Origin of the sequence: Microbacterium sp. SD291, assembly GCF_017355365.1 — a bacterium.
Classification (GTDB): Bacteria; Actinomycetota; Actinomycetes; order Actinomycetales; family Microbacteriaceae; genus Microbacterium.
The window spans coordinates 1-24,922 of record NZ_JADIJR010000003.1 but is presented as its reverse complement, the minus strand read 5'-3'; the positions used below and the strand labels follow the sequence as shown (position 1 = coordinate 24,922).

General features: G+C 68.9%; 30 protein-coding genes. 22 read left to right on the top strand and 8 right to left on the bottom strand.

All coding sequences use genetic code 11. The features are described 5' to 3' along the window. Window positions 1-12: 12 nt before the first annotated feature. Both ftsY and IPV10_RS02575 read left to right on the top strand, forming a co-directional pair. Window positions 13-885, top strand: coding sequence for a signal recognition particle-docking protein FtsY (gene ftsY, locus IPV10_RS02580; RefSeq protein ID WP_207480100.1), 873 nt, complete (start codon window positions 13-15; stop codon window positions 883-885). Between the two features lie 44 nt (window positions 886-929). After that, complete coding sequence (locus tag IPV10_RS02575) at window positions 930-1,430, top strand: DUF2004 domain-containing protein (RefSeq protein WP_207480098.1); 501 nt, start codon at window positions 930-932, stop codon at window positions 1,428-1,430. On the opposite strand, the gene lipA is transcribed toward IPV10_RS02575, so the two are convergent. Next, window positions 1,427-2,416, bottom strand: coding sequence for a lipoyl synthase (lipA, locus tag IPV10_RS02570; protein ID WP_207480096.1), 990 nt, complete (start codon window positions 2,414-2,416; stop codon window positions 1,427-1,429). The genes IPV10_RS02575 and lipA overlap by 4 nt on opposite strands. Next, the gene (lipB, locus tag IPV10_RS02565; protein ID WP_207480094.1) at window positions 2,413-3,066 is read right to left on the bottom strand and encodes a lipoyl(octanoyl) transferase LipB; all 654 of its coding nucleotides are present in this window, start codon (window positions 3,064-3,066) and stop codon (window positions 2,413-2,415) included. Before lipB ends, lipA begins: the two co-directional genes overlap by 4 nt. Window positions 3,067-3,164: 98 nt before the next feature. On the opposite strand from lipB, the gene IPV10_RS02560 reads away from it, so the two are divergent. The 4 genes from IPV10_RS02560 (at window position 3,165) to ffh (ending at window position 6,556) form a co-directional block, all read left to right on the top strand. Beyond that, window positions 3,165-3,749 carry a TetR/AcrR family transcriptional regulator gene (locus IPV10_RS02560; protein WP_207480092.1) on the top strand — a complete coding sequence of 195 codons (585 nt, stop codon included), beginning with the start codon at window positions 3,165-3,167 and terminating at the stop codon, window positions 3,747-3,749. A gap of 63 nt (window positions 3,750-3,812) precedes the next feature. Then, window positions 3,813-4,484 (top strand): hypothetical protein, encoded by a 672-nt coding sequence (locus tag IPV10_RS02555; protein ID WP_207480090.1) that lies wholly within the window; start codon window positions 3,813-3,815, stop codon window positions 4,482-4,484. Further along, window positions 4,481-4,987, top strand: coding sequence for an RNA polymerase sigma factor (locus tag IPV10_RS02550; protein ID WP_207480088.1), 507 nt, complete (start codon window positions 4,481-4,483; stop codon window positions 4,985-4,987). Before IPV10_RS02555 ends, IPV10_RS02550 begins: the two co-directional genes overlap by 4 nt. Before the next feature lie 12 nt (window positions 4,988-4,999). Next, entirely contained in the window at window positions 5,000-6,556 is a 1,557-nt protein-coding gene (gene ffh, locus IPV10_RS02545; RefSeq protein WP_207480086.1) for a signal recognition particle protein, read from the top strand. A gap of 6 nt (window positions 6,557-6,562) precedes the next feature. On the opposite strand, the gene IPV10_RS02540 is transcribed toward ffh, so the two are convergent. Further along, window positions 6,563-7,471, bottom strand: a complete 909-nt coding sequence (locus IPV10_RS02540; protein ID WP_207480084.1) for an EamA family transporter — start codon at window positions 7,469-7,471, stop codon at window positions 6,563-6,565. 78 nt (window positions 7,472-7,549) lie between these two features. Between IPV10_RS02540 and IPV10_RS02535 the strand changes: the two genes are divergently transcribed. Further along, window positions 7,550-8,437: a LysR family transcriptional regulator gene (locus IPV10_RS02535; protein ID WP_207480082.1), complete on the top strand. Its 888-nt coding sequence runs from the start codon at window positions 7,550-7,552 to the stop codon at window positions 8,435-8,437. A gap of 51 nt (window positions 8,438-8,488) precedes the next feature. Here IPV10_RS02535 and glpK read toward each other — a convergent pair whose 3' ends face one another. The 3 genes from glpK to IPV10_RS02520 all read right to left on the bottom strand — a co-directional run bounded on the left by glpK (window position 8,489) and on the right by IPV10_RS02520 (window position 12,599). After that, the gene (gene glpK, locus IPV10_RS02530; protein ID WP_207480080.1) at window positions 8,489-10,003 is read right to left on the bottom strand and encodes a glycerol kinase GlpK; all 1,515 of its coding nucleotides are present in this window, start codon (window positions 10,001-10,003) and stop codon (window positions 8,489-8,491) included. A gap of 41 nt (window positions 10,004-10,044) precedes the next feature. Next, entirely contained in the window at window positions 10,045-10,797 is a 753-nt protein-coding gene (locus tag IPV10_RS02525; RefSeq protein WP_207480078.1) for an MIP/aquaporin family protein, read from the bottom strand. 92 nt (window positions 10,798-10,889) lie between these two features. Continuing rightward, a complete protein-coding gene (locus tag IPV10_RS02520) occupies window positions 10,890-12,599 on the bottom strand; it encodes a glycerol-3-phosphate dehydrogenase/oxidase (protein WP_207480076.1) in 1,710 nt (569 codons plus the stop codon). A gap of 101 nt (window positions 12,600-12,700) precedes the next feature. Between IPV10_RS02520 and IPV10_RS02515 the strand changes: the two genes are divergently transcribed. Then, entirely contained in the window at window positions 12,701-13,672 is a 972-nt protein-coding gene (locus IPV10_RS02515) for a sugar-binding transcriptional regulator (protein WP_207480074.1), read from the top strand. Here the strand turns inward: IPV10_RS02515 and IPV10_RS02510 are convergent. Then, window positions 13,654-14,826: a glutamate--cysteine ligase gene (locus tag IPV10_RS02510; RefSeq protein WP_207480072.1), complete on the bottom strand. Its 1,173-nt coding sequence runs from the start codon at window positions 14,824-14,826 to the stop codon at window positions 13,654-13,656. The two genes, IPV10_RS02515 and IPV10_RS02510, sit on opposite strands and share 19 nt — an antisense overlap. A gap of 208 nt (window positions 14,827-15,034) precedes the next feature. Between IPV10_RS02510 and rpsP the strand changes: the two genes are divergently transcribed. Genes rpsP through IPV10_RS02480 form a run of 6 tightly spaced genes read left to right on the top strand, consistent with a single transcriptional unit; the run spans window position 15,035 to window position 18,252 of the window. After that, window positions 15,035-15,463, top strand: a complete 429-nt coding sequence (rpsP, locus tag IPV10_RS02505; RefSeq protein ID WP_207480070.1) for a 30S ribosomal protein S16 — start codon at window positions 15,035-15,037, stop codon at window positions 15,461-15,463. Between the two features lie 6 nt (window positions 15,464-15,469). Further along, a complete protein-coding gene (locus IPV10_RS02500; RefSeq protein WP_042541671.1) occupies window positions 15,470-15,700 on the top strand; it encodes an RNA-binding protein in 231 nt (76 codons plus the stop codon). After that, window positions 15,684-16,313, top strand: a complete 630-nt coding sequence (rimM, locus tag IPV10_RS02495; RefSeq protein WP_242684578.1) for a ribosome maturation factor RimM — start codon at window positions 15,684-15,686, stop codon at window positions 16,311-16,313. The genes IPV10_RS02500 and rimM overlap by 17 nt, the downstream gene beginning before the upstream one ends. A gap of 19 nt (window positions 16,314-16,332) precedes the next feature. Further along, window positions 16,333-17,034 carry a tRNA (guanosine(37)-N1)-methyltransferase TrmD gene (gene trmD / locus IPV10_RS02490; protein WP_207480066.1) on the top strand — a complete coding sequence of 234 codons (702 nt, stop codon included), beginning with the start codon at window positions 16,333-16,335 and terminating at the stop codon, window positions 17,032-17,034. A gap of 37 nt (window positions 17,035-17,071) precedes the next feature. After that, complete coding sequence (locus tag IPV10_RS02485) at window positions 17,072-17,809, top strand: class I SAM-dependent methyltransferase (protein ID WP_207480064.1); 738 nt, start codon at window positions 17,072-17,074, stop codon at window positions 17,807-17,809. After that, window positions 17,806-18,252 carry a pyrimidine dimer DNA glycosylase/endonuclease V gene (locus IPV10_RS02480; RefSeq protein ID WP_207480062.1) on the top strand — a complete coding sequence of 149 codons (447 nt, stop codon included), beginning with the start codon at window positions 17,806-17,808 and terminating at the stop codon, window positions 18,250-18,252. Before IPV10_RS02485 ends, IPV10_RS02480 begins: the two co-directional genes overlap by 4 nt. 9 nt (window positions 18,253-18,261) lie before the next feature. Here IPV10_RS02480 and map read toward each other — a convergent pair whose 3' ends face one another. After that, a complete protein-coding gene (map, locus tag IPV10_RS02475; protein ID WP_207480060.1) occupies window positions 18,262-19,044 on the bottom strand; it encodes a type I methionyl aminopeptidase in 783 nt (260 codons plus the stop codon). A 110-nt stretch (window positions 19,045-19,154) separates the two neighbouring features. On the opposite strand from map, the gene IPV10_RS02470 reads away from it, so the two are divergent. The 8 genes from IPV10_RS02470 to dprA form a co-directional block, all read left to right on the top strand. Further along, window positions 19,155-19,643, top strand: coding sequence for an MFS transporter permease (locus IPV10_RS02470; protein WP_207480058.1), 489 nt, complete (start codon window positions 19,155-19,157; stop codon window positions 19,641-19,643). Between the two features lie 175 nt (window positions 19,644-19,818). Beyond that, entirely contained in the window at window positions 19,819-20,169 is a 351-nt protein-coding gene (rplS, locus tag IPV10_RS02465; protein ID WP_207480056.1) for a 50S ribosomal protein L19, read from the top strand. 118 nt (window positions 20,170-20,287) lie between these two features. Beyond that, window positions 20,288-21,022 (top strand): signal peptidase I, encoded by a 735-nt coding sequence (gene lepB, locus IPV10_RS02460; RefSeq protein ID WP_207480055.1) that lies wholly within the window; start codon window positions 20,288-20,290, stop codon window positions 21,020-21,022. Then, the gene (locus tag IPV10_RS02455) at window positions 21,019-21,678 is read left to right on the top strand and encodes a ribonuclease HII (protein WP_207480053.1); all 660 of its coding nucleotides are present in this window, start codon (window positions 21,019-21,021) and stop codon (window positions 21,676-21,678) included. The genes lepB and IPV10_RS02455 overlap by 4 nt, the downstream gene beginning before the upstream one ends. A gap of 52 nt (window positions 21,679-21,730) precedes the next feature. Further along, window positions 21,731-22,057, top strand: a complete 327-nt coding sequence (locus IPV10_RS02450; RefSeq protein WP_056419488.1) for a DUF2469 family protein — start codon at window positions 21,731-21,733, stop codon at window positions 22,055-22,057. A gap of 119 nt (window positions 22,058-22,176) precedes the next feature. Then, the gene (locus tag IPV10_RS02445; protein WP_207480051.1) at window positions 22,177-22,539 is read left to right on the top strand and encodes a YraN family protein; all 363 of its coding nucleotides are present in this window, start codon (window positions 22,177-22,179) and stop codon (window positions 22,537-22,539) included. Then, on the top strand, window positions 22,536-24,065 hold the full coding sequence (locus tag IPV10_RS02440; RefSeq protein WP_207480049.1) for a YifB family Mg chelatase-like AAA ATPase: 1,530 nt from the start codon (window positions 22,536-22,538) through the stop codon (window positions 24,063-24,065). Before IPV10_RS02445 ends, IPV10_RS02440 begins: the two co-directional genes overlap by 4 nt. Next, window positions 24,062-24,922: DNA-processing protein DprA (gene dprA, locus IPV10_RS02435; protein ID WP_207480047.1), on the top strand; the 861-nt coding region annotated here is incomplete at its 3' end. The genes IPV10_RS02440 and dprA, both read left to right, overlap by 4 nt.

Genomic DNA, 24,922 nt, shown 5'->3' with positions numbered 1-24,922 from the left:
TAGGCTGGAGGCATGGCGGAGAAGTCCTGGTCCCTCACCCGCGCTCTGCGCGGGATGTTCGTCAAACCCACGATCGATGAGACGACGTGGGAGGACCTCGAGACGGCGCTCATCACCGCTGACTTCGGTCCGGACATCAGCGAGCGCGTCGTCGAGGAGCTGCGGGAGAAGGTCGAGCGCTTCCGCACCACCGACCCGCAGGACCTGCAGCGGATGCTGCGGGAGACCCTCGAAGAGCATTTCGCGAAGTTCGACACCACACTGAAGCTCACGGAGCGCCCGGCGGTCGTGCTCGTGGTCGGCGTGAACGGTGTCGGCAAGACCACCACGATCGGCAAGTTCACGAAGTTCCTGCGCGGCTATCAGCGCAGCGTCGTCGTCGGCGCGGCCGACACATTCCGCGCGGCGGCGGTCGATCAGCTCGCCACCTGGGCGCAACGCGGGGGAGCGGCGATCGTCCGTCCCCAGCAGGAGGGGCAGGACCCCGCCTCCGTGGCGTATCAGACCGTCGAGTTCGCCCAGCGAGAGGGCATCGAGATCGCGATCATCGACACGGCCGGTCGCCTGCACACCAAGGGCGGGCTGATGGACGAGCTGTCCAAGATCCGCCGGGTGATCGAGAAGCAGGCCCCGATCAGCGAGGTGCTGCTCGTGCTCGACGCCACCACCGGCCAGAACGGCGTCATGCAGGCCGAGGCGTTCCTCGAGCACGCCGGCGTGACCGGGCTCGTGCTCACGAAGCTCGACGGCTCGGCCAAGGGGGGCTTCGTGCTGGCGGTCCAGGAGCGCACCGGCATCCCGGTCAAGCTTCTCGGACAGGGCGAGGGGATCGACGATCTGACCGGATTCACGCCCCACCTCTTCGTCAAGTCGATGGTCGGCTGAGGACGGGACTACCGCAGTGGACGAGAGGCTGGTTTCATAGCGTTATGGCGATCGAACACGACTACTTCGGGCTCCTCTCCTCCGGTCCAGACGGCTCGATCTTCTGGTCTGAGACCGTCGAGCTCGGCGACCAGAACGTCACGGTCGACCTCACGGCCCCGGACCAGGAGGACGTCTCCCCGGAGGCCCTCGACATCGCCGCGTCGCTGATCGCCGGGCTCGAGAACGTCGACGCCGTCGCGCGCCGAGGGATGCTCTCGGAGGTCGACGACCGGACCAGCGAGGTCACCGAATACATCCTGCAGCAGCAGGAGCAGTACGGCGACGAGCTGGTCGACGTCCTGGTCGACGTGAGCGGCGACGCAGCCGTCGACATCATCCGCTCGCTGCGTCTGATGAGCATGACGATCCTCGCTGACGAGCACGGCGGCTCAGAGCCGTTCGCCGTGCTCGAGTACGCGCTCGACGACAGCTCGACCGATGACGTGCTGCTGGTGAATCTCGGATCCGACGGCAGCGTCCAGTCGGTGATGAGCGCCGACTAGACCGCCTGGGCGAACCCGAGGTCCGCGCTCTCCGCGATGTGCGCCAGGTGCGGCGGGATCTCGCGTCCCTTGGACACCATCGACTGCGCCCACAGGCGGCCGGCGCGGTAGGACGAGCGCACCAGGGGACCGGCGAGGACCCCGAGGAATCCGATCCGCTCGGCCTCTTCCTTGAACTCGACGAACTCGTCCGGCTTCACCCAGCGTGCGACCGGGAGGTGCCGGGGAGAGGGCCGCAGGTACTGCGTGATAGTGATGATGTCGCAGCCGGCGTCGTGCAGGTCGTTCAGCGCCTGTACGACCTCTTCGGGCTCCTCGCCCATGCCGAGGATCAGGTTCGACTTCGTGATGAGGCCGGCGTTGCGCGCCTGCGTGATCACGTCGAGCGACCGCTCGTACCGGAAGGCCGGGCGGATGCGCTTGAAGATGCGAGGGACGGTCTCGACGTTGTGTGCGAACACCTCGGGGCGTGCATCGAAGATCTGACCGAGGAACGCCGGATCGGCGTTGTGCTCGTTGGCGAGCAGCTCGACGCCGGTGTTCGGGTTGAGCTCGTGGATCTTCCGCACCGTCTCGGCGTTGAGCCATGCTCCGGTGTCTGGCAGATCGTCACGCGCGACGCTCGTCACCGTCGCATACCGGAGGTTCATCCGCACCACGCTCTCGGCGACCCGGCGCGGTTCGTCGGTGTCGTACGCGTCGGGCTTCCCGGTGTCGATCTGACAGAAGTCGCAGCGTCGCGTGCACTGCGAGCCGCCGATCAGGAACGTCGCCTCGCGGTCCTCCCAGCACTCGAAGATGTTGGGACAGCCTGCCTCCTGGCACACGGTGTGCAGGTCCTCGCTCTTCACGAGCGAGTGCAGGGCGGTGTACTCCGGCCCCATCTTGGCTTTCGTCTTGATCCACTCGGGCTTGCGCTCGATGGGCGTCTCGGCGTTGCGGATCTCGAGGCGGAGAAGCTTGCGGCCATCGGGGGCGGCGGTCATGCGGGAACTCCTGTGTACTCGGCCGACGCGTATTCGTCGGTGAATGCGTTGATGACTCCGGCGAGGATGTCGGCGGGGGAGATGTCGGCGCCGATGACCTCGCTCACCGTGGTCACGCCGGCGTCGGTGATGCCGCACGGGATGATGCCGCGGAAGCCGGCGAGGGTGTTGTCGCAGTTGATCGCGAATCCGTGCATGGTCACGCCCTGCTGCACGCGCACGCCGATCGCGGCCACCTTGTCCTCCGTCAGGGGGCGGCGCACCCAGACTCCGCTGCGGCCCTCGACCTGGTAGCCGTCGACGCCGAGGGGCTGGAGGACCCCGATCAGGAGCCGCTCGAGGCGCCGCACGTGCGCGACGACATCCATCGGCTCGGGGAGCCGCACGATGGGATAGCCGACGAGCTGTCCGGGGCCGTGCCAGGTGATCTTCCCGCCGCGGTCGACGTCGACCACGGGCGTGCCGTCCTGCGGGCGCTCCTGCGGCTCGGTGCGCTTGCCCGCCGTGTACACCGCCTCGTGCTCGAGAAGGATGAGCGTGTCCGGCCGGGTGCCGGCGACGACCTCGGCGTGGACGCTTCGCTGCAGGTCCCAGCCGTCGGTGTACGGGACGAACTCCGGTGCGATGCCGGCGTTGAGGATGTCGAGCATGCTCGCAGGCCCTCTCTCAGTCATTAGTTGGATGCCGTCTAACAATACTCCTTCTTCCATGGATCGTTCGTGGGCGTGACGCGCGGTAGCGTGAGGGGATGACCAGCACGAGCCGGGCGGGGCGCCCGAAGGCCTCTTCGCGAGAGACGCTCGCGGAGGCCGCGTGCGAGCTCTTCCTGGAGCGCGGCTACGAGGCGACCTTGGTCGCGGACATCACACAGCGCGCCGGAGTCAGCCGGTCGAGCTTCTTCAACTACTTCTCCTCGAAGAGCGACGTGCTGTGGTCGGGACTGGATGCCCGGATCGCAGCCGCGACCGAGGCCTTGGCGGCGCTGGGGGCGGAAGCCGACGGTGAAGCGGTGCGCTCGGTGCTGCGCGGGATCGTGCACGGATTCGCACCCGACCCGCTGGCGCTCGCACTGCGGAACAGATCCGCGATGGGACTGGACGAGGAGCTCGTGCGCGACACCGGAGTGCGTCACGTGCGGCTCGCATCGGCGATCTCAGATGCCGCGCGTGCCACGGGCATGGCAGTCATCCACGCCGACATTGTGGGGGCCGCACACGCTGCCGCACTGCTGTCGTCGCTGCGCGTCTGGGCGGAGCAGGGTGCCGGGTTCGGCTCGCCTGAGGCCATGGTCGACGAGGCGCTCCGAAACGTCGATGATCTTCGCTGGGAGTGACCGCGGACGTACCGGGCCGTGCCGGACACGTACTGAGTGAACCCACTCTGAAGGGAAGCACTCATGGACGCTGAACAGCTGGACGAGATCCTGAACGCGTCGGCGTGGCCCGCTCGAGCCGTCGAACTCCCTGCCATCCGCTCGATGATGGCGGATGCCGCGGAGGTGGCGCGACCGGCACGGACGCGGCGGCGGGTCAGGGCCGGTGTCGCGGCCGGGGCCGCACTCGCGCTGATGATCGGCGGTGGCGGAGTCGCCGTCGCCTCGGGGCTCGTGTCGTGGCCGACCGGCTTCGAGGACCCGGACGGGTCCTATGCGTTCACGCTTCCGAGCGGTCGGGGCTGCGAGGTGCGGCTGATCATCGAGGACCAGACCGATCCCGCCGAACCCAGCCCAGACGACGCCGGAATCCGTGCTGTCCAGGAGTCCGTCGCCACCTGGCTGCGTGAAGGCGCGCTGGATCGGGACCTGGATCTCGGCGCGGCGGACGCCGAGGCGGCGCGCATCCTCGCCGAGCAGGAGGAGGAGTACAGGATGACCGTCCTGATCGGTGCAGACGGATGGCTGACCGACGCCGCGGTCACCCCGGGACGCCCGGATGCCGACGACGCGCGCGCATTCGCGGTGGACAGGGCGGTCCGTGCGGCGATGGGGGAGCACCTCCTGGAGGCGGGATTCCCCGACAACACCTGGACCGGCAGCACGAACGGCGGTGTCAAGTGCGAGGCCGAATGAGCGGGAAGGACGATGACGCCCGTCTCGTCGTCGCTTTCGAGTCCTCGGCATCCGACCTTCTGGCCTATCTCGAGCGTCGTGTCGGCGCGGACGACGCCCCCGATCTCCTCGGCGAGACGATGGTCGTCGCGTGGCGCCGAGTGCGCGAGCTCCCCGACGACGCTGAGCGAGCACGGATGTGGCTGTTCGGCATCGCCCGCGGCACCCTGATGAACCACGCCCGCGGCAGCCGCAGACGATGGGCTCTGGCAGATCGCATCCGCGTGCAGGTTCGCGAGAGTGCGACGGCTCCTCCCTCGGATGCCGGCGCCGAAGTGCGCGATGCGATCGCACGTCTCGATCCCGACCTGGCGGAGATGATCCGCCTGGTGCACTGGGACGGCTTCTCGCTTGCGGAGGCCGCAGAGCTCCTCGGCATCCCGGCATCCACCGTCCGTGGCCGCCACCAGCGCGCGAAAGCGGAACTCCGGGCGGCGCTGAGCGTGGAGGCGCCGCTCGCGTAGAATCGAAGCACCATGGCAACCTTTGGCACGCTCTCCGATCGGCTCACCGAGACCTTCCGCAACCTGCGCACGAAGGGAAAGCTCACACCCGCCGACGTCGACGGCACGGTGCGCGAGATCCGTCGGGCGCTGCTCGACGCCGACGTCGCGCTCTCCGTCGTCAAGGAGTTCACCGCGAGCGTGCGCGAGCGGGCGCTCGGCGACGAGGTCAGCAAGGCGCTGAACCCTGCGCAGCAGGTCGTCCAGATCGTCAACGAGGAGCTCGTGAAGATCCTCGGCGGCGAGCAGCGGCGTCTGCAGTTCGCCAAGACGGCGCCGACGGTCATCATGCTCGCCGGTCTCCAGGGCTCCGGCAAGACGACCTTCGCCGGCAAGCTCGCCAAGCAGCTCGAGGGCGAGGGGCACACCCCGCTGCTCGTGGCGGCCGACCTCCAGCGACCGAACGCCGTGAACCAGCTCCAAGTGGTCGCAGAGCAGGCGGGAGCGACCGTCTACGCGCCCGAGCCCGGCAACGGCGTCGGCGACCCGGTCAAGGTCTCCCGCGACGGCGTCGAGCACGCCCGCCGCCACCAGCACGACGTCGTCATCATCGACACCGCCGGCCGTCTCGGCGTCGATGCCGAGCTCATGAAGCAGGCCGCCGACATCCGCAAGGCGACGGACCCCGATGAGGTCCTGTTCGTGATCGATGCGATGATCGGCCAGGACGCCGTGAACACGGCCAAGGCCTTCCAGGAGGGCGTCGACTTCACCGGCGTCGTCCTCTCGAAGCTCGACGGCGACGCCCGAGGCGGCGCGGCACTGTCCGTGGCATCCGTCACCGGCCGTCCCATCATCTTCGCCTCGACCGGCGAGCGCCTGGAGGATCTCGAGCCGTTCCACCCCGACCGCATGGCGAGCCGCATCCTCGACCTCGGTGACATCCTCACCCTCATCGAGCAGGCCCAGCAGGCCTTCGATGAGGAAGAGGCCATGAAGATGGCCGAGAAGCTCGCCACCGAGCAGTTCACGCTCGAGGACTTCCTCGACCAGCTTCAGCAGATGAAGAAGATGGGCTCGATGAAGAAGATGCTGGGGATGCTCCCCGGCATGGGGCAGATGAAGCAGCAGCTCGACGACTTCGACGAGCGCGAGATCGACCGCACCGAGGCGATCATCCGCTCGATGACGCCGGGGGAGCGCCGCAACCCGAAGGTTCTCAACGGCTCACGCCGCCTGCGCATCGCACGCGGTTCCGGCATGACGGTGACCGATGTCAATCAGCTCGTGCAGCGCTTCGAGCAGGCCGCGAAGATGATGAAGACGGTCGCCCGCGGTGGAACCCCGAACATCCCGGGGATGGGGCCCATGCCGGGAATCGGCCGCACCGGTGCGTCGGCGAAGCGCGGCAAGAAGGGCAAGTCGTCCGGGGGGTCGCGGTCGGGCAATCCCGCCAAGCGTGCGGCCGAGAACGCGGGACTGCCGGCTGCGGCGAACCCGACGGGCTCCGGCTTCGGTCTGGGCGGCGGAGCCAAGGCTCCCAGCGAGGCGGACCTCGCCGAGATCCAGAAGCTCTTCGGAAAGGGCTGATCCGCCTCAGCGTCGGATGGCGAGCGCTGCGCGCTGCTCTTCCGGGGCGAGCGGTGCGCTCGTCGCGCGCGCGGCGAGCTGACCTGAGACGAGCGCGGCGAGCACGATCGCCAATCCGACGACCTGAATGGCAGAGAAGGTCTCGCCGGCGACCGCGGCTCCGAGGAGCGTCGCGACGACCGGGGACAGCAGAGCGAGCAGACCCGGTGCGATCACCGGAAGCTGCTGGATGCCGCGGAACCACAGCGTGTAGGCGAACAGCCCGCCCACGGTTCCGAGCCACAGGTAGCCGAGCGCGGCGCCGACGTCGATCGACGGGGGTGCGCCCTCGGCCAGGAGCGTGAGCGGCAGCAGGAAGAGGCCGCCGGCCGTCAACTGCCATCCGGCGTAGGCGACGGGTCCGACACCGGACGGGCGGCCCCACCGCTTGGTCAGGACCATGCCCGCGGCGGTCGCGGTGACGCCGCCGAGCGCCGCGAGGACGCCGAGCGCGTCGAGGTGCGCCGAGGGCCCCAGCACGACGAGGGCGACGCCGCCGGCGCCGGTCACTGCTGTGGCCGCAGTCAGAGGGCGGATCCGGTCCCGGAGCACGAGAGTGCCGAGGCCGAGGATCATCAGCGGCTGCACGCCCGCGACAGCGGCGGCCGCACCGCCGGGGAGACGCTCCGCCGCGACGAAGAGCAGCGGGAAGAATGCGCCGATGTTGAGCATGCCGAGCACGAGCGACTTGAACCACCACGATCCGCGGGGCAGCGAGCGGGCGACGGCGATGGCGACGATCCCTGCAGGCAGCGAACGCAGAAGCCCTGCGAGCAGAGGATGCCCGGCCGGCAGGAGCTCAGTGGTCACGAGGTAGGTGGTGCCCCACGCGATCGGCGCGAGGGCGGTCAGGAGCAGGGTGGTCGATCGGTTCATGGTTCCAGCGTCCTCGCTGCGCGGGGATGAGTCCAACGCATAGTTGTCACAACACCCATGATTGGAGATCATGAATACATGGACCTTCAACAGTTGCGATACGTGGTCGCGGTCGCCGAGTCGTCGAGCTTCACCCGCGGTGCAGAGCGCCTCTTCGTGACGCAGTCCGCACTGAGCCACCGGATCGCCGCCCTCGAGCGCGAGCTGGGTCAGCGGCTCTTCGCTCGCACCAGCAGGAGCGTCCGGCTCACGGAGGCAGGGGAGGCGTTCGTGCGGCAGGCCCGGACAGCCGTGACGGCCGCGGACGGCGCGCGGGAGGACGCCGCGGCAGCGGGAGGGCAGGTCATCGGCACGCTGCGGCTCGGGGTGATCCCCACGGTGGCGGCGGTCGACGTGCCGGCGCTCATCGCGCGCTTCCGCATCGCGCATCCCGTCGTGCGCGTGGAACTCACGGTCGGCAACAGCGACACCCTGATCGCCTCGATCAGGTGCGGCGACCTCGACGTGGCTCTGCTCGGGCTGCGGGAGGAGAGCAGGCCGGGAGGTGTCGCGCTGCGGGTCCTTGCGCGGGAGCGACTCGTCGCGGCCGTGCCCCGCTCGCACTCGCTGGCCCTCAGTGCGAGCATCGACCTGGCGGACCTGGCCGGCGAGGTTTTCGCAGACTTCCCTGCGGGCACCTCCGGACGCGCGCAGAGCGACACCGCCTTCGCCGCCGCGGGGGTCCCCAGGGACGTCGCGTTCGAAGCGGACTCGGCCGAGCTGATCCTCGGGCTCGTGAGCGCGGGACTCGCAGTGACACTCCTTGCACCCGGGGTGGTCGCGAGAGCGCATGCCGACGTCGCGGCGGTCGCGGTCGCCGACGGACCGGTTCGAGTGGAATACGCGGCGTGGGACGCACAGGCACCTCGGAGCGTCGCGGGCGCCTTCCTCCGCGAGATCGACGTCGCGCTGCCTGCCGGCGCATGAAAGAGGCGGGCCCGGAGGAATCCTCCGGACCCGCCTCTCAGCGATGTGCGATCACTTCACGTCGTCGTCGACCCAGTCCATCGACTTCGTGACGGCCTTGCGCCACAGCCTCAGCTGACGGTCGCGCTCGGCATCCTCCATCGACGGCGCCCAGCGCCTGTCCTCCTGCCAGTTGGCGGCGAGATCGTCGAGACCGTTCCAGAACCCCACGGCCAGGCCTGCGGCGTACGCCGCGCCCAGAGCCGTGGTCTCCGCGACGACCGGGCGCACCACCGGCACGCCGAGGATATCCGCCTGGAACTGCATCAGCGCGTCGTTGGCGACCATCCCGCCGTCGACCTTGAGTTCCGTGAGGTCGACACCGGCGTCCGCGTTGACGGCGTCCAGCACGTCGCGGGTCTGGTAGGCGACGGCCTCGAGTGCCGCGCGAGCGATGTGGTTCTTGTTCGCGTAGCGGGTGAGCCCGACGATCGCGCCGCGGGCGTCCGGGCGCCAGTACGGAGCGAACAGCCCAGAGAACGCCGGCACGATGTACACGCCGCCGTTGTCGTCGACCTGCTTCGCGAGCTCTTCGACCTCAGGCGCCGAGCCGATGATCCCCAGCTGGTCACGCAGCCACTGGATCAGCGATCCGGTGACGGCGATCGAGCCCTCGAGCGCGTAGTGGGTCGGACCGTCGCCGAGCTTGTACCCGACGGTGGTGAGCAGCCCGTTCTTCGAGTGGACGATCTCCTCGCCCGTGTTGAAGATCAGGAAGCAGCCGGTGCCGTAGGTGTTCTTGCTCTCACCGGTGTTGAACGCGGCCTGGCCGAAGGTCGCCGCCTGCTGGTCGCCGAGGATTCCGGCGATCGGCGTCTCACGCAGCAGCGAGGAGTCCTCCGCCGCGCCGTAGACCTCGGAGGACGACCGGATCTCCGGCATCATCGAGCGCGGCACGCCGAACGCCTCGAGGATGTCGTCGCGCCATTCGAGCGTCTCGAGATCCATGAACATCGTGCGGGAGGCGTTGGTGACGTCGGTCGCGTGCACGCCGCCGTCGACGCCGCCGGTCAGGTTCCACAGCACCCAGCAGTCGGTCGTCCCGAACAGCAGGTTTCCTGCCTCCGCCTTCTCGCGAGCACCCTCGACGTTCTCGAGGATCCAGGCGATCTTGGTGCCGGAGAAGTAGGTCGCGAGCGGAAGGCCGACGACCTGCTTGAACCGCTCGACGCCGCCGTCGGCCGCGAGGCGGTCGACGATGGGCTGCGTGCGGGTGTCCTGCCAGACGATCGCGTTGTAGACCGGCTCACCGGTGGTCTTGTCCCAGACCACGGCGGTCTCGCGCTGGTTGGTGATTCCGACCGCGGCGATGTCGTGACGGGTCAGGTCGGCGCGGCTCAGCGCCAGCCCGATGACCTCCTGGACGTTGCGCCAGATCTCGGCAGGGTCGTGCTCGACCCAGCCGGCCTGCGGCAGGATCTGCTCGTGCTCCTTCTGACCGGTCTCGACGATGCTGCCCTTCTTGTCGAAGATGATCGCGCGGCTGGAGGTCGTTCCCTGATCGATGGCGATGATGTAGTCAGCCATTGGTTTTCTCCTTTGAGTTCAGGATGCGGTTGACGGGAGAGTCAGGCGAGGTTCAGCAGGACGGGTGCTGCGAGAGCGGCGAGTGCACCGCCGATGAGGGGGCCGACGACCGGCACCCACGAGTACGACCAGTCGCTCGAGCCCTTGCCCTTGATGGGCAGGATCGCGTGGGCGATACGCGGGCCCAGGTCACGGGCGGGGTTGATCGCGTAGCCGGTGGGGCCACCGAGCGAGGCGCCGATCGCGACGACGAGCAGGGCGACGGGGAGAGCCGAGAGCGGGCCGAGGCCACCGGGCGTGCCGATCTCGATGTCGCCGTAGTCCGCGAACGCGAAGATCACGAAGACGAGGACGAACGTGCCGATGATCTCGGTGATGAGGTTGTGGCCGTAGGAGCGGATCGCCGGTCCGGTGGAGAACACGCCGAGCTTGTTCGCCGGGTCCTCCTCGGCGTCGAAGTGCTGGCGGTACGCCGCCCACGTCAGGATCGCACCGATGATCGCACCGAGCAGCTCAGCGCCGGTGGCGACGAGGAACATCGTGAAATCGATCTTGCCGGCGACCAGCAGACCCATGCCGACGGCGGGGTTCAGGATAGCGCCGGAGTAGGCGGAGACGAGCACACCGGCGAAGACCGCGAGGCCCCATCCCCAGTTGACCAGCAGGAAGCCGCCGCCGTATCCCTTGTTCTTGGCGAGGGCGACGTTGGCCACTACGCCGCAGCCGAGCAGGATGAGCATCGCGGTGCCCACGAGTTCGGAGAGGAAGTAGAGACCGAGATTGACGTCAGTCATGTCTTCATTGACCTTTCTTGCGTGTCAGGGCCCCTCTGCCCTGTCACTTCCTTGGGAGATACGCCGCGAGGAGGGCGACGGTCGGAACCTCGTCAGCCGCGGGTGCGGGACGAGATGTGAAGTCCATGCCTTTCGTTCAGCAGCGCGCGCGTCTGCTCCAGCTCCGCGTCGTGACGCGCACGGTCCCAGCCCAGCAGCGGGGCCAGGGCGTCCGCGAGCTCGTCGAGGACCTCCGAATTCACCCGACCGGTGAAGGCGAGGCTGGTGCGGCGCAGGATGACGTCTTCGAGGCGCGTGACGAGTTCGTTCTGCACCATCCACTCGAGCTCCCGGGAGGACAGGTCGCCGCTTGCGAGCGGAGCATCCGCCCCCTGCTCGACGAAGTCCCAGACCTGCGCTGCGCGGGTGCCGTACCGCGCGAGCAGATGCTCGGCGCGGTCGCCGGCGCCGGCGAGGTTCTCCTGGATCCAGATGCGGCGCGCCTTCTCCGTGCGGGGGAAGTCGCGGCCGCCGCCGATCGCGCGGCCGGCCGTCGACACGGTGCGGGTGCGTCCGATGAGACCCAGCACCACGTCTGAGAGGGATTCACCGAGCGCGCGGAACGTCGTCCACTTGCCTCCGACGAGGCTGACCAGCGGGACGGCGCCCTTCTCGTCGACCTCGATGCGGTAGTCGCGGGAGACGAACCCGGGGGCGGTGTCCTCGTGGCGCGGCAACGGGCGGATGCCGGAGAAGTTGTAGACGATCTGCTCGCGCGACACGGGGATCTGCGGGAACACGTGATGGATGAGCTCGAAGAAGTAGTCGATCTCCTCCTCGGTGCAGACCGGGACCTCGCGCGGGTCGGCGTCGATGTCGGTGGTGCCGACCAGGACGCGACCCTTGAGCGGGTAGATCAGCACGATGCGGCCGTCGGAGTGCTCGAAGAAGATCTCGCGGCCCCGCGTCGCCTCGAGGAGCTCGGGGTGATCGAGGACGATGTGCGAGCCCTTCGTGCCGCCCATGAAGCGCGTCTCCGCCCCGAGCGCGTCGTTGGTGATGTCGGTCCACGGACCGGATGCGTTGACCACGACATCCGCGGTGACTGCGAACTCGGTGCCGCTCTCGCGGTCGCGCAGCAGGACCCTGCCGCCGTCGCGTCCGACGGCCTCGACGTAGTTGAGTGCGACCGCCCCCGGGTGCGCCGCGCGACCGTCCTGGAGGACGTCGAGCGCGAGTCGCTCCGGGTCGTGCATCGAGGCGTCGTAGTACGTCGCGGTGTACTTGATGTCGGGGTCCAGCGCAGGCAGCTCGGCGAGGGAGCGCTTCCGGCCGAGGAAGCGGTGCCGCGGAACCACTCCGCCGTCACGCGAGAACGTGTCGTAGATCATCAGGCCGACCTTGATGAGGAAGGCGCCGCGCTCCTGCGGCTTTCCGCTGCGGTGCGTCAGGAAGCGGAGCGGGGCGGCGAGGATGCCCGAGAACGTCGAGTAGATCGGGATCGTCGTCTGCAGCGGCTTGACGTAGTGCGGGGCGATCTTGAGAAGACCGTTGCGCTCCTCGACCGACTCCCGCACGAGGCGGAACTCGCCGTTCTCCAGATAGCGGATGCCGCCGTGGATCATGTGGCTCGACGCGGACGACGCGCCGGAGGCGAAGTCGCCGCGCTCGACGAGAACGACGTCCACGCCCTGGAGTGCCAGATCGCGGAACGTCGAGATGCCGTTGATACCGGCACCGATGACTAGGACGCTCGTACGTCCGGATTCGCGGACCGCGCGGACCTCAGCGCGCTCCGGCGAGGAGTGTGTCGACTCGATCATCCTCGACCTCTCTTCTTTGCTTGCCCCCAGCATCGACCCGACGACCGTGGCGCGCAAGGCGGTTGCACATATGTGCAAGGATCGGGGTCGAGGAGGATGTCATGACCCAGGCGGATGCGAGATCACGGGACTCGAAGCTGGTCGCCGCGCTCACCGCGGCGCAGCTCTACTACATGCAGGACAAGACGATGGAGGTGATCGCGCAGGAGCTCGGGACCTCCCGGTCGTCGGTGTCGCGACTCTTGAGCTTCGCGCGGGAGAGCGGGCTGGTGGACATCCGGATCAATTCGCCGCTCGAGCGGCTGGGCATGCTCGAGCAGCGAATCCGCGACCGCCACCACCTCGTCGCCCACGTCGTCCCGATCCCGGAGATCGTCAGCGAGGTCGAGCGTCTCGAGCGCGTCGCGCTCACGGCAGGCCGCCTGCTGTCCCAGTTCGTCGACTCGAACATGGTCATCGGCGTCGCGTGGGGGTCGACGATCAGCGCGGTCAGTCGCGGCCTCACGCAGAAGGAGACGCACAACACGACATTCGTGCAGCTCAACGGCGCAGGCAACACCCAGACCAGCGGCGTGGAGTATTCCAGCGACATCCTGCAGCGCTTCGGCAGCGCGTTCGGCGCGCAGGTGCAGCAGTTCCCGGTTCCGGCGTTCTTCGACGACCCCTCCACGAGAGAGGCGATGTGGCGGGAGCGGAGCACCCTCCGGGTGCTCGACCTGCAGTCGAAGCTGGACATCGCCGTGTTCAGCCTCGGCTCACCGGCGGCCGAAGTGCCCAGCCGCGTCTACGTCGGCGGCTACCTCGGACGCGAGGACTACCGGAGCCTCCGCGAGGACCACGCGATCGGGGACGTTGCGACCGTCTTCTTCCGTGCGGACGGATCCTGGCGGGACATCAGGGTCAACGCGCGAGCGACCGGCCCCGGCCTCGATCGCCTACGGCGAGTTCCTCGACGAGTGTGCGTGGTGTCGGGCATCCCGAAGCTCGCGAGCCTGCGCGCCGCTATCTCCGCAGACCTGATCACCGATGTCGTGCTCGACGAGGGACTGGCCCGTCAGCTCGTGGAGGACTGAGAACAGCCCTGCGGGATGGACGACTCGGGCCCGGAGCGGAACTCGCGGATGAGATGCTGCACGACCGCGGTCAGTTCGCCGCCTTCGGCATCCGCCACCGCGAGCTGCCTGGCGTAACTGGCGCCGTCGGCGAGGATCGTGCCGACGCCGCTGAACTCGCGCCCGCAGCCGAGATCGGCGGCCACGGGTGCGAGCAGCTCCAGAGTCTCGGCGAGGTGGTCGCGTACAGGGCGCTGCGTGCCGGCGGCATCCACGATCACCCGTGCATCGAGGCCGTATCGCGCGGCGCGCCACTTGTTCTCGCGGTGGAACCAGGCGGGCATCTCCGGCAGCGAGCGCCCCTCGTCGAGAAGGCGGGAGAAGTGCTCCACCAGCACCTGCACGAGCGCCGCGACGGACGCCAGCTCCGGGAGCGTCGACATGCCGTCGCAGGCGCGGACCTCGATCGTCCCCCAGCGCGGAGCCGGCCGGATGTCCCAGCGGACCTCCGACGCGTCGGCCATCACGCCGGTGCGCACCATGTCGTCGAGATACGACTCGAACTGCGACCAGTCGTGCAGCGGCCAGGGGAGTCCGGCCGTCGGCAGCTGCTGGAACACGAGTGCGCGATTCGATGCGTATCCGGTCCGCTCGCCGGCCCAGTACGGACTCGACGCAGCGAGCGCCTGCAGATGCGGCAGGAACCCGGCGAGTGCGTTGATGATGGGGAAGACCTTGCGATGGTCCTCGACGCCGATGTGGACGTGGATGCCCCAGATCATCATGTTGCGCCCCCACCACTGGGTGCGCTCGATGAGCGTGTGATAGCGCGTCTTGTCCGTCACCTGCTGGTCGAACCACTGGGCGAACGGGTGACTGCCGGCCGAGAGCAGCTCGATGCCGGCAGGATCCGTGGCCGAGCGCACGGCGGAGATGGCCATGGCGATGTCGTCGACCGCCTGCGCCACGGAAGACCCGACGCCGCTGGTCACCTCGATCGTGTTGGTGAGCAGCTCGCCGGTCACGGTATGCCGCTCGTGGGCGCTCTCCGCCTCGAGCGCGGAGAGCAGCTCGGGTGCGCGCCCGACCAGATCACCGCTCGCGGGATCCGCGAGCATGATCTCCCATTCCAGGCCGACGGTGGAGCGGTCCGAGTGGGCGAAATCGAGTTTCACCCGCACAGTCTGGCACGCGGCGCACGCGACACGGCAACGCTGTGTCGTCTCGTTTCGCGCCTGGCGCAGGCATCTGGCAGAATAGAAGGTCGGACGACGTGCTCGACCCTCTATCCAGCACTTGTCCTCCCTTTCAGAGCTTCCGCCGGGTGTGCACCCCACTCTCCAGGCGATCGGTTCGTTTCCTTCCACACAATTCAGGAGAATCGTGGCTGTCAAGATTCGTCTCAAGCGCCTGGGCAAGATCCGCGCGCCGTACTACCGCATCGTCGTCGCCGACTCGCGCACCAAGCGCGATGGTCGAGTGATCGAGGAGATCGGCAAGTACCACCCCACCGAGGAGCCCTCGTTCATCGAGGTCGACTCCGAGCGTGCCCAGTACTGGCTCTCCGTCGGCGCTCAGCCGACCGAGCAGGTCACCGCCCTGCTGAAGATCACGGGCGACTGGGGCAAGTTCAAGGGCGACAAGGACGCGAAGTCCACCCTCAAGGTCGCCGAGCCCAAGGCGCCGTTCGAAATCGACGCCGCCAAGAAGTCCGTCGTCAAGCCGAAGGCGGAGAAGAAGGCCGAAGCTCCGGCTGAGGCTCCTGCCGCCGACGCGGAGGCCGCTGAGGCTTCCGCCACCGACGCAGAGTAATCCGCCGTGCTCGCCGCCGCGCTCGAACACATCGTCAAGGGGATCGTCGATCACCCCGAGGATGTCCGCATCAACGCCTCCACATCGCCTCGCGGCGATCTCCTCGAGGTGCGCGTGCACCCCGATGACCGTGGACGCGTGATCGGGCGCGGCGGACGCACCGCGAAGGCACTGCGCACTCTCATCTCCGCTCTGGCGGATGGGCGTCGCGTCCGCGTCGATGTCGCGGACGACTGACGTGGTCCCGCAGGACCGGAACCAGGGCAAGAACCAGCTGCGCGTAGGCCGTCTCGTCAAGGCGCACGGCCTCAAGGGCGGCCTCAAGCTGGAGCTGTACACCGACAACCCGGAGCGGCGCTTCGTGACCGGGGCCGAGTTCACGCTGCAGGTGCCCGAGGCATCGCCGTGGCACGGAAAGACCGTCACCGTGCGCGAGTACCGCGTGATGAACGGCAATCCCGTCGTCTTCTTCGACGATGTCGACGATCGCTCCGGGGCCGATAGCCTCGTGCGCGCGATCCTCTGGATCGACCAGGATGTCGAAGAGGTCGAGGATGATGCGTGGTTCGACCACCAGCTGGTCGGGCTCGACGTCGTTCGTGACGACGTCGTCCTCGGCAGGGTCATGCGCGTGGAGCACTTCCCGGCGCAGGATCTGCTCATCGTCAAGGCGGGAGACCGCGAGGTCATGGTCCCGTTCGTGAAGGCGATCGTCCCCACGGTCGATGTCGCCGCCGGTCGCGTGATCGTGACCCCGCCGCCCGGCCTGTTCGAAGAGCTTCCGGATGCCGCGAACGACGCTGCGGACGACGAGACCGGCGAATCCTCGGACGCCGACGCGGCCGAGTGACCGCTGATACGGTTCCTCCGTGCGCATCGACGTCGTCTCCATATTCCCGTCCTACTTCGACGGGCTGAAGCTGTCGCTGCTCGGCAAGGCGCAGGACGCCGGCATTCTCGAGCTCGCAGCGCACGACCTGCGCGGCTGGACGCACGACCGTCACCGCACCGTGGACGACACTCCATACGGCGGGGGCGCCGGAATGGTGATGAAGCCGGAGCCGTGGGGTCTCGCGATCGACGAGCTCGCGGCGGCATCCGATCGGCCCACGATCATCTTCCCGTCGCCGGCAGGAGAGCTGTTCACCCAGAAGACCGCCAGGGAGCTCGCAGGTCTCGAGCACCTGATCTTCGGCTGCGGGCGGTACGAGGGCATCGACGAGCGCGTGTTCGAGTACGCGGCGTCGCTCGGGCAGGTGCGGCTGATCAGCCTCGGGGACTACGTGCTGAACGGGGGAGAGGTGGCCACGATGGCCATGATCGAGGCCATCGGGCGTCTGATCCCCGGTGTGGTCGGCAACCCCGAGAGCCTGGTCGAGGAGTCGCACGAGGACGGCCTTCTCGAATACCCCTCGTACACGAAGCCGTCGGTGTGGCGGGACAGGCAGGTTCCCGACGTGCTGCTCAGCGGCAACCACGCCGTCATCGCTGCCTGGCGCAGAGAGCAGCAGTTCGAGCGCACGCGCAGCCGCCGCCCGGATCTGCTCCCCGCGGACGACGCAGAGGGCTGAGCCCGGAGGGCGCCGCGTCCGCTGGTAGCGTCGAAGAATGGTCGATGAGGTGCTGGCGAAGTCGTTCGAGCGGATCGGCGCGGACTACGACCGCTACCGTCCGGGTTTTCCCGCTGAGGCGGCCGAGCACATCGTCCCCGTTCGCGTCAGGACCGCGCTAGACCTCGGTGCGGGCACCGGCAAGTTCACCGAGCTGCTCACGGCTCGCGCCGATCGGGTGATCGCGGTCGAGCCGTCGGTCGCGATGCTCGACGTGCTCAGGACGAAGCTCCCCGATGCGGTCGCGCTCGAAGGCAGCGCGGAGCGCATCCCCGTCGAGGACTCCTCGGTCGACGTCGTCTCCGTCGCGCAGGCGTTCCACTGGTTCGATCGCGAGTCCGCGTGCGCTGAGATCTCCAGGGTGCTCCTGCCGGGCGGCACGCTCGGCCTGATCTGGAATCACTCGGATCCGGACTGCGCCTGGGATCGCGCGGCACATCGCATCGCGCATCCGGCGGTCGCCGACCTGGATGCGACCACTGACTCCGCGGCCGAGGAGCTTCCCGGGTTCCAGCTCGTGCGCCGGGAGGAGCTCTGCTGGCGCGAGAGCATCACCAGGACCGACTACCTCAGCCGCTGGTGGACCGTCAGCAGCTTCATCGTCGCCGACGACCGCACCCGATCCGAGATGACGGCAGCCGTCGAGCGGGTGCTCGACGAGGATCCGGCCACGCGGGGGCGCGCCGAATTCGAGCTGCCCCAGGTCACCGACGTCTTCCTGTATCGGCGCGCATGAGGATCTGGTCGCTGCATCCCGCGTACCTCGACCGTCAGGGGCTCGTGGCGTGCTGGCGCGAGACGCTGCTCGCCCAGGCGGTGCTGGCCGGCCGGACCCGCGGCTACCTGAACCACCCTCAGCTCGAGCGCTTCCGGGCCGCACCCGAGCCGCTGAGGGTGGTAGGCGCCTACCTGAGTGCGATCGCGACAGAGGCCGATGCCCGCGGGTACCGGTTCGACCGGGCGAGGGTCGACCACCCGGATGCGACGGGCTCAGGTGACATCGCCGTGACGACCGGACAGCTGGCGCTGGAGTGGTCGCATCTCTCGGGCAAGCTCAGGACACGGGATCCCGAGCGGCTCGCCCTGTGGACGCAGGTCACGGTGCCGGAACCGCATCCGCTCTTCCGGGTCGTCGAAGGACCTGTCGCCTCGTGGGAGCGTGCGAGCCCCTCGCCGTAGCGGGGCGGCTCAGTCGACGCCGAGGAACGAGCGGTCGGTGAGGATGATCGGCCCTTCGTCAGTGACTGCGACGGTGTGCTCCGAGTGGGCACCGCGGGAGCCGTCGACGCTGCGCAGCGTCCAGCCGTCCGGATCCGTGACGAGCTCGTCGGTCGTCGCGAGCAGCCACGGCTCGAGCGCGAACACGAGGCCGGCGCGCAGCGGGAACCCGCGTCCGGCGCGGCCGTCGTTCGGGACGTGCGGATCGCCGTGCATGATGCGTCCTACGCCGTGCCCGCCGAAGTCGGTGTTGATCGAGTATCCCTCGCCGTGCGAGATCTCGGCGATCGCCGCGGAGATGTCGCCGATGCGGTTGCCCACGACGGAGGCCGCGATCGCGGCCTCGAGAGCGCGCTCGGTGGTGTCGATGAGCCGGAGGTCCTCGTCGCGGGGGGTGCCGACGACGAACGAGACGGCCGAGTCGGCCACCCAGCCGTCCACGGAGACGGCGAAGTCGAGCGAGACCAGGTCGCCGTCACGCAGCACGTAGTCGAACGGCAGGCCGTGCAGCACGGCGTCGTTCACCGACGTGCAGATGACCTTGCCGAAGGGGCTCGCACCGAACGACGGGTGGTAGTCGATGTAGCAGGACTCGGCACCCGCCTTGCGGATCAGGTCGTGGGCGCGGCGGTCGATGGCGAGCAGGTTGGTGCCGACCTTCGTCTCGTCGCGCAGGGTCGCCAGCGTCTCGGCGACGAAGCGGCCTGCGGCGCGCATCTCGTCGATCTCGGCAGGGGTGCGCAGTTCGATCATCGGTTGTCCTCTCGTCGGCATCCATTCTCCCCGATGCGGCGGGCCGCGGAGTCCGCGCGCTCACAGCGAACACCGGGGCGGACCCGGTCAGCCCGACGTACGATCGGAGCATGTGGTTGCGACAGGCATTCTTCCGCTGGCTGGTTCCGGCGGCCTTCGTGCTGCCGCTCTGGCTCCTCATCGGCTGGGGCGTCTTCCAGGGCGGCTGGTCGATCGTCTGGGTGCTGCTCATGGCGGTGCCGTCGGTCTTCGCCGGTCAGCTGCTGCTCACGCTGCTCACGCGGTCCCGCCCGTCCGTCAGGGCGGAGCGCGCCGTCTCGTGGTGGGATGTCGGCGGCTTCACGCTGTGGCACGCGCTGACGATCGCCGTCGGATTCTTCATCGACGGCGCCTTCGGCTGGCTGCTCACCGGCGCCATCCTCGCGGGCATCGCGCTCATCTGGCTGCAGCTGTGGCAGCTCTGGAACGAGGCGAAGGGGAGCGGAGCGCGCCTGCGGGAGACGATCTCCTGGTCGACCGTCCCCGCCGCCGATGACAACGTTCCGCCCACCCGCGCGCACGAGGTGATCGTGATCAGGGAGAACGACGCCCGCGGCTGAGCGGGAACGGCGCGTTTGGCGGCACGGCGCATCCATGGCAGAATGAATCCTTGTGCCGTCACCGGCTCTGCCTCAGGGGAGCCCGCGGACGCGTTAGCGCCGTAGAGCACGAATCCATTCTTGTTCCTTCCAGAATCATGTATCCGACCTGTGGCGGGTGCAGAGAGAGACGATCATGCAGATCCTCGACGCCGTCGATGCGGCTTCGCTCCGTTCCGACATCCCCGCCTTCGGCCCCGGTGACACGGTCAACGTGCACGTGAACATCACCGAGGGCACCCGCTCCCGCATCCAGATCTTCAAGGGTGTCGTCATCGGCCGTCAGGGCGACGGCGTGCGCGAGACCTTCACGGTCCGCAAGATCAGCTTCCAGGTCGGTGTCGAGCGCACCTTCCCCGTGCACTCCCCGGTGATCGACCACATCGAGGTCGTCACCCGTGGTGACGTGCGCCGCGCGAAGCTCTACTACCTCCGCAACCTCCGCGGCAAGAAGGCGAAGATCAAGGAGAAGCGCGACAACCACTGACGCGCAGTTTCTCCACAGCACCCCGGGACACGATGTTCCGGGGTGCTGTGTTCTGTTCCGGGTGTGCGACCCTAGATGATGCCGTCTCTGAGCGGTGCGAGACTGCGAAGGATTCCCGATGACGACTCACCCCGCGCCCACGCCACGCCGTGCGGCCAGACGCCGCCGGGGTCTGATGGTGTTCCTGCGGGACATCCTGATCATCGTGGTGATCGCGGCGCTGGTCTCCTTCGTCGTGAAGACGTTCGTCGTCCGCTCGTTCTACATCCCGTCCGCGTCCATGGAGCGCACGCTGCTCGTGAACGATCGCATCCTGGTCGACGAGCTCACCCCGCGCTGGACCGAGTACGCGCGCGGTGACGTCGTCGTGTTCAAGGATCCGGGCGGATGGCTCGACGGGCAGGTGAACCCGCCGGACGGACCGCCGCTCGTCCAGGCGGTCGACTGGGTGCTGAACCTCGTCGGCATCTCCGCCACCGATTCCCAGGACCACCTGGTGAAGCGCCTGATCGGCCTCCCCGGAGACCACGTCGTCTGCTGCAACGCGCTCGGGCAGATCACGATCAACGACGCGCCGATCGACGAGCTGTCGTACCTGAACCTGCCCGACGGCGACACGGCCGCCTCGAACGAGCCTTTCGACATCGTCGTCCCTGCGGACTCGCTCTGGCTGCTCGGAGACAATCGCGACCGCTCGCGGGACTCGCGGGCGCATCAGGATCTCCCGAGCGGCGGATTCGTGCCGCTCGACAACGTCGTCGGCAAGGCTTTCTTCACGACCTGGCCGCTGGACCGCATGGGAACCATCGACGGCCATCACGACAGCTTCAACGGCGTCCCGGGCCCGGAATGACGGTCGTCGCACCCAAGCTCACCCTGGAGCGCAGGCTCCTGGGCGAATGCGAGCTGATCATCTCGCTCGACGAGGTGGGCAGGGGCGCGCTGGCAGGACCCGTCGCGGTCGGGGCCGCCGTGATGGATGCCGCGGGCGCGCGACGCCGCGTGCCCGAGGGGCTCCGTGACTCGAAGCTGGTCACCGAGAAGCGTCGCCCCGACGTCGCTGCGCGCGCTGCCGCCTGGGTGCAGGCCTCGGCGGTCGGCTGGGCCAGTGCTGCGGAGATCGACGAGGTCGGCATCATGCGAGCGCTCGGGCTCGCCGCGTCGCGCGCGGTGCAGAGCGTGGTCGATCAGGGCGCTGCGCTCGAGACGGCACTCGTCCTGCTCGACGGGAATCACGACTACGTCTCGGCGGTGCACCCGGTGCCGCTGCGTGTGCGGCCGGTGATCAAGGCCGACCGCGACTGCGCATCGGTGTCGGCGGCATCCGTCATCGCCAAGGTCGCACGCGACTCGCACATGACCGCGCTGCACGAGGGGCATCCGTCGTACCAGTGGGATCGGAACAAGGGGTACGCGAGCACCGAGCATCGCGACGCCATCAGGATGCTGGGCCTCTCGCCGTATCATCGGGCATCGTGGGCCATCACGGACGCGCCCACGCTGTTCTGATCCCGTGCACGGTGCGGCATCGACCCGCCGTCGACCCTAGGATGGACTCATCATGGATGAGGAAGCCTTCGACGATTACGACCGCGAGCTCGAGCTGGCGCTTTTCCGGGAGTACCGAGACGTCGTCGCGCAGTTCCAGTACGTCGTCGAGACCGAGCGCCGGTTCTACCTCGCCAACGAGGTCAACGTGGTGCGTCGCGACACCGAGCACGACTTCTACTTCGAGATCTCGATGAGCGACGTCTGGGTGTGGGACATCTACCGCGCCGATCGCTTCGTCAAGGCGGTGCGCGTGCTGACGTTCAAGGACGTCAACGTCGAGGAGCTGCAGCGTCGCGAGTTCGAGATCCCGCAGGAGCTCTCGCTCGACGGAGAGTGACGGCGGTCGACTGCGACTGACACTGCACAGAGCGCCGTGCTCGGCGACTTGTGCAGAACCCCCGTTCCGGGGCTCCGCGCCGGCGACTCGCCGTCCGCACCTGGCGGCAGTCTGTCGTCATGGCAGCGAAAGACATCCTCGGCAGAGCGGGTGAGGACCGTGCCGTCGGTCACCTGACCGCGCGGGGCTACGACATCATCGACCGCAACTGGCGGTGCGCTCAGGGTGAGATCGACATCGTCGCGCTGAGCGGAGCATCGCTCTGCGTCGTCGAGGTGAAGACTCGGCGTTCCGCCGCGTTCGGGCACCCGTTCGAGGCGGTCGACGCCCGCAAGAGACGCCGGCTGTGGCAGATCGCCCAGGCCTGGATCGCCGCTCATCCCGAGATCGCGAGAGGCCGCTCGCTCAGGCTCGAGGCGATCGGGATCATCGGCGCCGATCCGGCCATCGGCTCGCTCGAGCACCTCGTGGACCTGACATGAGGACGGCGCGGACCTGGGCTGTCGCCCTCACGGGCGTGGACGGCCACCTCGTCGAGGTCGAAGCGGATCTCTCGAACCAGACGCCGGAGTTCAAGATCATCGGGCTTCCGGACAAGTCGCTGGGCGAGGCCGTGCAGCGGGTCCACAACGCGTGCAAGAATGCCGGGCTCGACCTGCCCCGCCGCCGGCTCACGGTGAACCTGTCGCCTGCGAGCCTGCCGAAGCAGGGTTCGGGTTTCGACCTCGGCATCGCGGTCGCGACGCTCGCCGCCGGGGGAGCTCTTCACGTCGCGTCGATCGCGGACACCGTGCACATCGGCGAGCTGGGTCTCGACGGCAGGGTCCGCCCGGTTCCCGGCGTGCTGCCCTCGGTGTTCGCGGCCGCGCGCGCCGGCTTCGGCACCGTGATCGTCCCGCACGCCAACGAAGCCGAGGCGCGCCTGGTGCCAGGGATCGAGGTCCGCGCCGCGTCCAGCCTCGCCCAGGTCGCCGCGTGGCACGGAGCCGAGGTGGAGGTGCCCGACATCGATCCTGTCGGCTCGGCCGTGCAGGGCTCGGATCCGGCGGACCTTCTGGATCTCGCGGATGTCGTCGGGCAGGAGGATGCTGTCGCCGCGCTCATCGTGGCGGCGGCTGGCGGACACCACATGCTGCTCAGCGGACCGCCGGGCGCGGGAAAGACGATGCTCGCCCGCCGCCTGCCGGGGGTGCTGCCGCCGCTCGCAGAGGATGAGGCGCTCGAAGTCGCCTCGATCCGCTCGCTCACAGGCGAGCCGGTGGCGCGACTCGACACGACGCCGCCGCTGGAGGCTCCCCACCATAGCGCCTCCGTGGCGGCTCTCGTCGGCGGCGGGTCACGCGTGGCGCGCCCTGGATCGATCGTGCGGGCGCACCGCGGGGTGCTGTTCCTCGACGAGGCGGCGGAGTTCTCCAGGGTCGCGCTCGACGCGCTGCGCCAGCCGCTCGAGTCGGGCTCGATCGAGGTGAACCGGTCCGGATTCACCGCGAGGTTCCCCGCTCGGTTCCAGCTCGTGCTCGCGATGAACCCGTGCCCCTGCGGCAATTACGGCGTCAGAGGTGCCGAGTGCGTGTGCCCGTCGCTGGCGATCCGCCGCTATGCCACCAGGCTCTCCGGACCGCTGCGCGATCGGATCGACATCGAGCTGCAGGTGGCGAGGGTCGCGGCGTCACGGGCGACCGGCGGTGGCAGGGCGGAGGTCACGACGGCCGTGGCACGCCGGCAGGTGCAGACGGCGAGACAGCGCGCCGCCGAACGCTGGACGGGCACCCCCTGGCGGCGGAACGGCGACGTGCCAGGGACCTGGCTCCGGCAGGGCGAACTCCGCCTCGGCAGCGACGCGCGGGCTCCGCTCGATCGAGCTCTGGAACGCGGCGCACTCACGCTGCGCGGATACGACCGGGTGCTGCGACTCGCCTGGACCATGGCTGATCTGGCCGGCATCGAGCGTCCAGGACGGGACGAGATCGGCCGCGCCCTCTACCTGAAGAAGGGGATGACCTCATGATGGAAGCGCTGCTGGCGGATCGCGAGCTGACGGACGCCGCGCGGCGGCTCCATGGCGGCGACGATGTCGAGGAGACGATCGCCCGTGTGGCCTGGTGCGTCCTCGCGGAACCGGGAGACGGCGTCGCGGGAGCGCTCATCGGAGAGCTGGGCGCCGCCGACGCCCTGCGCACGGCGCTCGGAGACGATCCGCGTCTCGCTCCTCCCGGACCAGGCGTCCGCGCGCTCTCAGAGGCGCTCGCTCGATGGCGTCCGCGCGCGTCGCCGCGTGCGGTGCTCGAGGCGGTGCGCGGTGCGGGGGACGTCGGCGCGCGTCTGCTGATGCCGGGTGATCGCGCCTGGCCCGGCGCTCTGGACGATCTGCGCGCACACGCGCCCGTCGTGCTCTGGGTGCGCGGCGACGTCGGCCTGCTCACGGTCGAGCCGCGTGTGGCGATCGTGGGCGCGCGTGCCGCGAGCGGGTACGGCGAACTACTCGCCGCCGAGTTCGCGGGTGATCTCGCCGCTGCCGGAGCCGTGATCGTGTCCGGCGGTGCGTACGGCATCGACGGTGCCGCCCACAGGGCCGCCCTCGGCGTCGACGGCGCGACGATCGCGTTCCTCGCCGGCGGTGTGGATCGCGCCTATCCGCAGGGACACCAGCAGCTTCTCCGCCGCATCGCGGAGCGCGGCGCGGTGGTCAGCGAGGTGCCGTGCGGTGCGGCTCCGACGAAGTGGCGCTTTCTGTCCCGGAACCGCCTGATCGCGGCCCTCAGCGACGCCACGGTGGTCGTCGAGGCCGGGTGGCGCAGCGGATCGCTGAACACGGCCGGACATGCCGCCGCGCTGGGACGGCCGCTCGGCGCGGTGCCGGGACCT

Bases quoted from the DNA above. Each gene is read 5' to 3' on its own strand.
- ftsY (WP_207480100.1), top strand. From the start codon at position 13: ATGGCGGAGAAGTCCTGGTCCCTCACCCGCGCTCTGCGCGGGATGTTC.
- IPV10_RS02575 (WP_207480098.1), top strand. From the start codon at position 930: ATGGCGATCGAACACGACTACTTCGGGCTCCTCTCCTCCGGTCCAGAC.
- lipA (WP_207480096.1), bottom strand. From the start codon at position 2,416: ATGACCGCCGCCCCCGATGGCCGCAAGCTTCTCCGCCTCGAGATCCGC.
- lipB (WP_207480094.1), bottom strand. From the start codon at position 3,066: ATGCTCGACATCCTCAACGCCGGCATCGCACCGGAGTTCGTCCCGTAC.
- IPV10_RS02560 (WP_207480092.1), top strand. From the start codon at position 3,165: ATGACCAGCACGAGCCGGGCGGGGCGCCCGAAGGCCTCTTCGCGAGAG.
- IPV10_RS02555 (WP_207480090.1), top strand. From the start codon at position 3,813: ATGGACGCTGAACAGCTGGACGAGATCCTGAACGCGTCGGCGTGGCCC.
- IPV10_RS02550 (WP_207480088.1), top strand. From the start codon at position 4,481: ATGAGCGGGAAGGACGATGACGCCCGTCTCGTCGTCGCTTTCGAGTCC.
- ffh (WP_207480086.1), top strand. From the start codon at position 5,000: ATGGCAACCTTTGGCACGCTCTCCGATCGGCTCACCGAGACCTTCCGC.
- IPV10_RS02540 (WP_207480084.1), bottom strand. From the start codon at position 7,471: ATGAACCGATCGACCACCCTGCTCCTGACCGCCCTCGCGCCGATCGCG.
- IPV10_RS02535 (WP_207480082.1), top strand. From the start codon at position 7,550: ATGGACCTTCAACAGTTGCGATACGTGGTCGCGGTCGCCGAGTCGTCG.
- glpK (WP_207480080.1), bottom strand. From the start codon at position 10,003: ATGGCTGACTACATCATCGCCATCGATCAGGGAACGACCTCCAGCCGC.
- IPV10_RS02525 (WP_207480078.1), bottom strand. From the start codon at position 10,797: ATGACTGACGTCAATCTCGGTCTCTACTTCCTCTCCGAACTCGTGGGC.
- IPV10_RS02520 (WP_207480076.1), bottom strand. From the start codon at position 12,599: ATGATCGAGTCGACACACTCCTCGCCGGAGCGCGCTGAGGTCCGCGCG.
- IPV10_RS02515 (WP_207480074.1), top strand. From the start codon at position 12,701: ATGACCCAGGCGGATGCGAGATCACGGGACTCGAAGCTGGTCGCCGCG.
- rimM (WP_242684578.1), top strand. From the start codon at position 15,684: ATGTCGCGGACGACTGACGTGGTCCCGCAGGACCGGAACCAGGGCAAG.
- IPV10_RS02485 (WP_207480064.1), top strand. From the start codon at position 17,072: ATGGTCGATGAGGTGCTGGCGAAGTCGTTCGAGCGGATCGGCGCGGAC.
- IPV10_RS02480 (WP_207480062.1), top strand. From the start codon at position 17,806: ATGAGGATCTGGTCGCTGCATCCCGCGTACCTCGACCGTCAGGGGCTC.
- map (WP_207480060.1), bottom strand. From the start codon at position 19,044: ATGATCGAACTGCGCACCCCTGCCGAGATCGACGAGATGCGCGCCGCA.
- IPV10_RS02470 (WP_207480058.1), top strand. From the start codon at position 19,155: ATGTGGTTGCGACAGGCATTCTTCCGCTGGCTGGTTCCGGCGGCCTTC.
- rplS (WP_207480056.1), top strand. From the start codon at position 19,819: ATGCAGATCCTCGACGCCGTCGATGCGGCTTCGCTCCGTTCCGACATC.
- lepB (WP_207480055.1), top strand. From the start codon at position 20,288: ATGACGACTCACCCCGCGCCCACGCCACGCCGTGCGGCCAGACGCCGC.
- IPV10_RS02455 (WP_207480053.1), top strand. From the start codon at position 21,019: ATGACGGTCGTCGCACCCAAGCTCACCCTGGAGCGCAGGCTCCTGGGC.
- IPV10_RS02450 (WP_056419488.1), top strand. From the start codon at position 21,731: ATGGATGAGGAAGCCTTCGACGATTACGACCGCGAGCTCGAGCTGGCG.
- IPV10_RS02445 (WP_207480051.1), top strand. From the start codon at position 22,177: ATGGCAGCGAAAGACATCCTCGGCAGAGCGGGTGAGGACCGTGCCGTC.
- IPV10_RS02440 (WP_207480049.1), top strand. From the start codon at position 22,536: ATGAGGACGGCGCGGACCTGGGCTGTCGCCCTCACGGGCGTGGACGGC.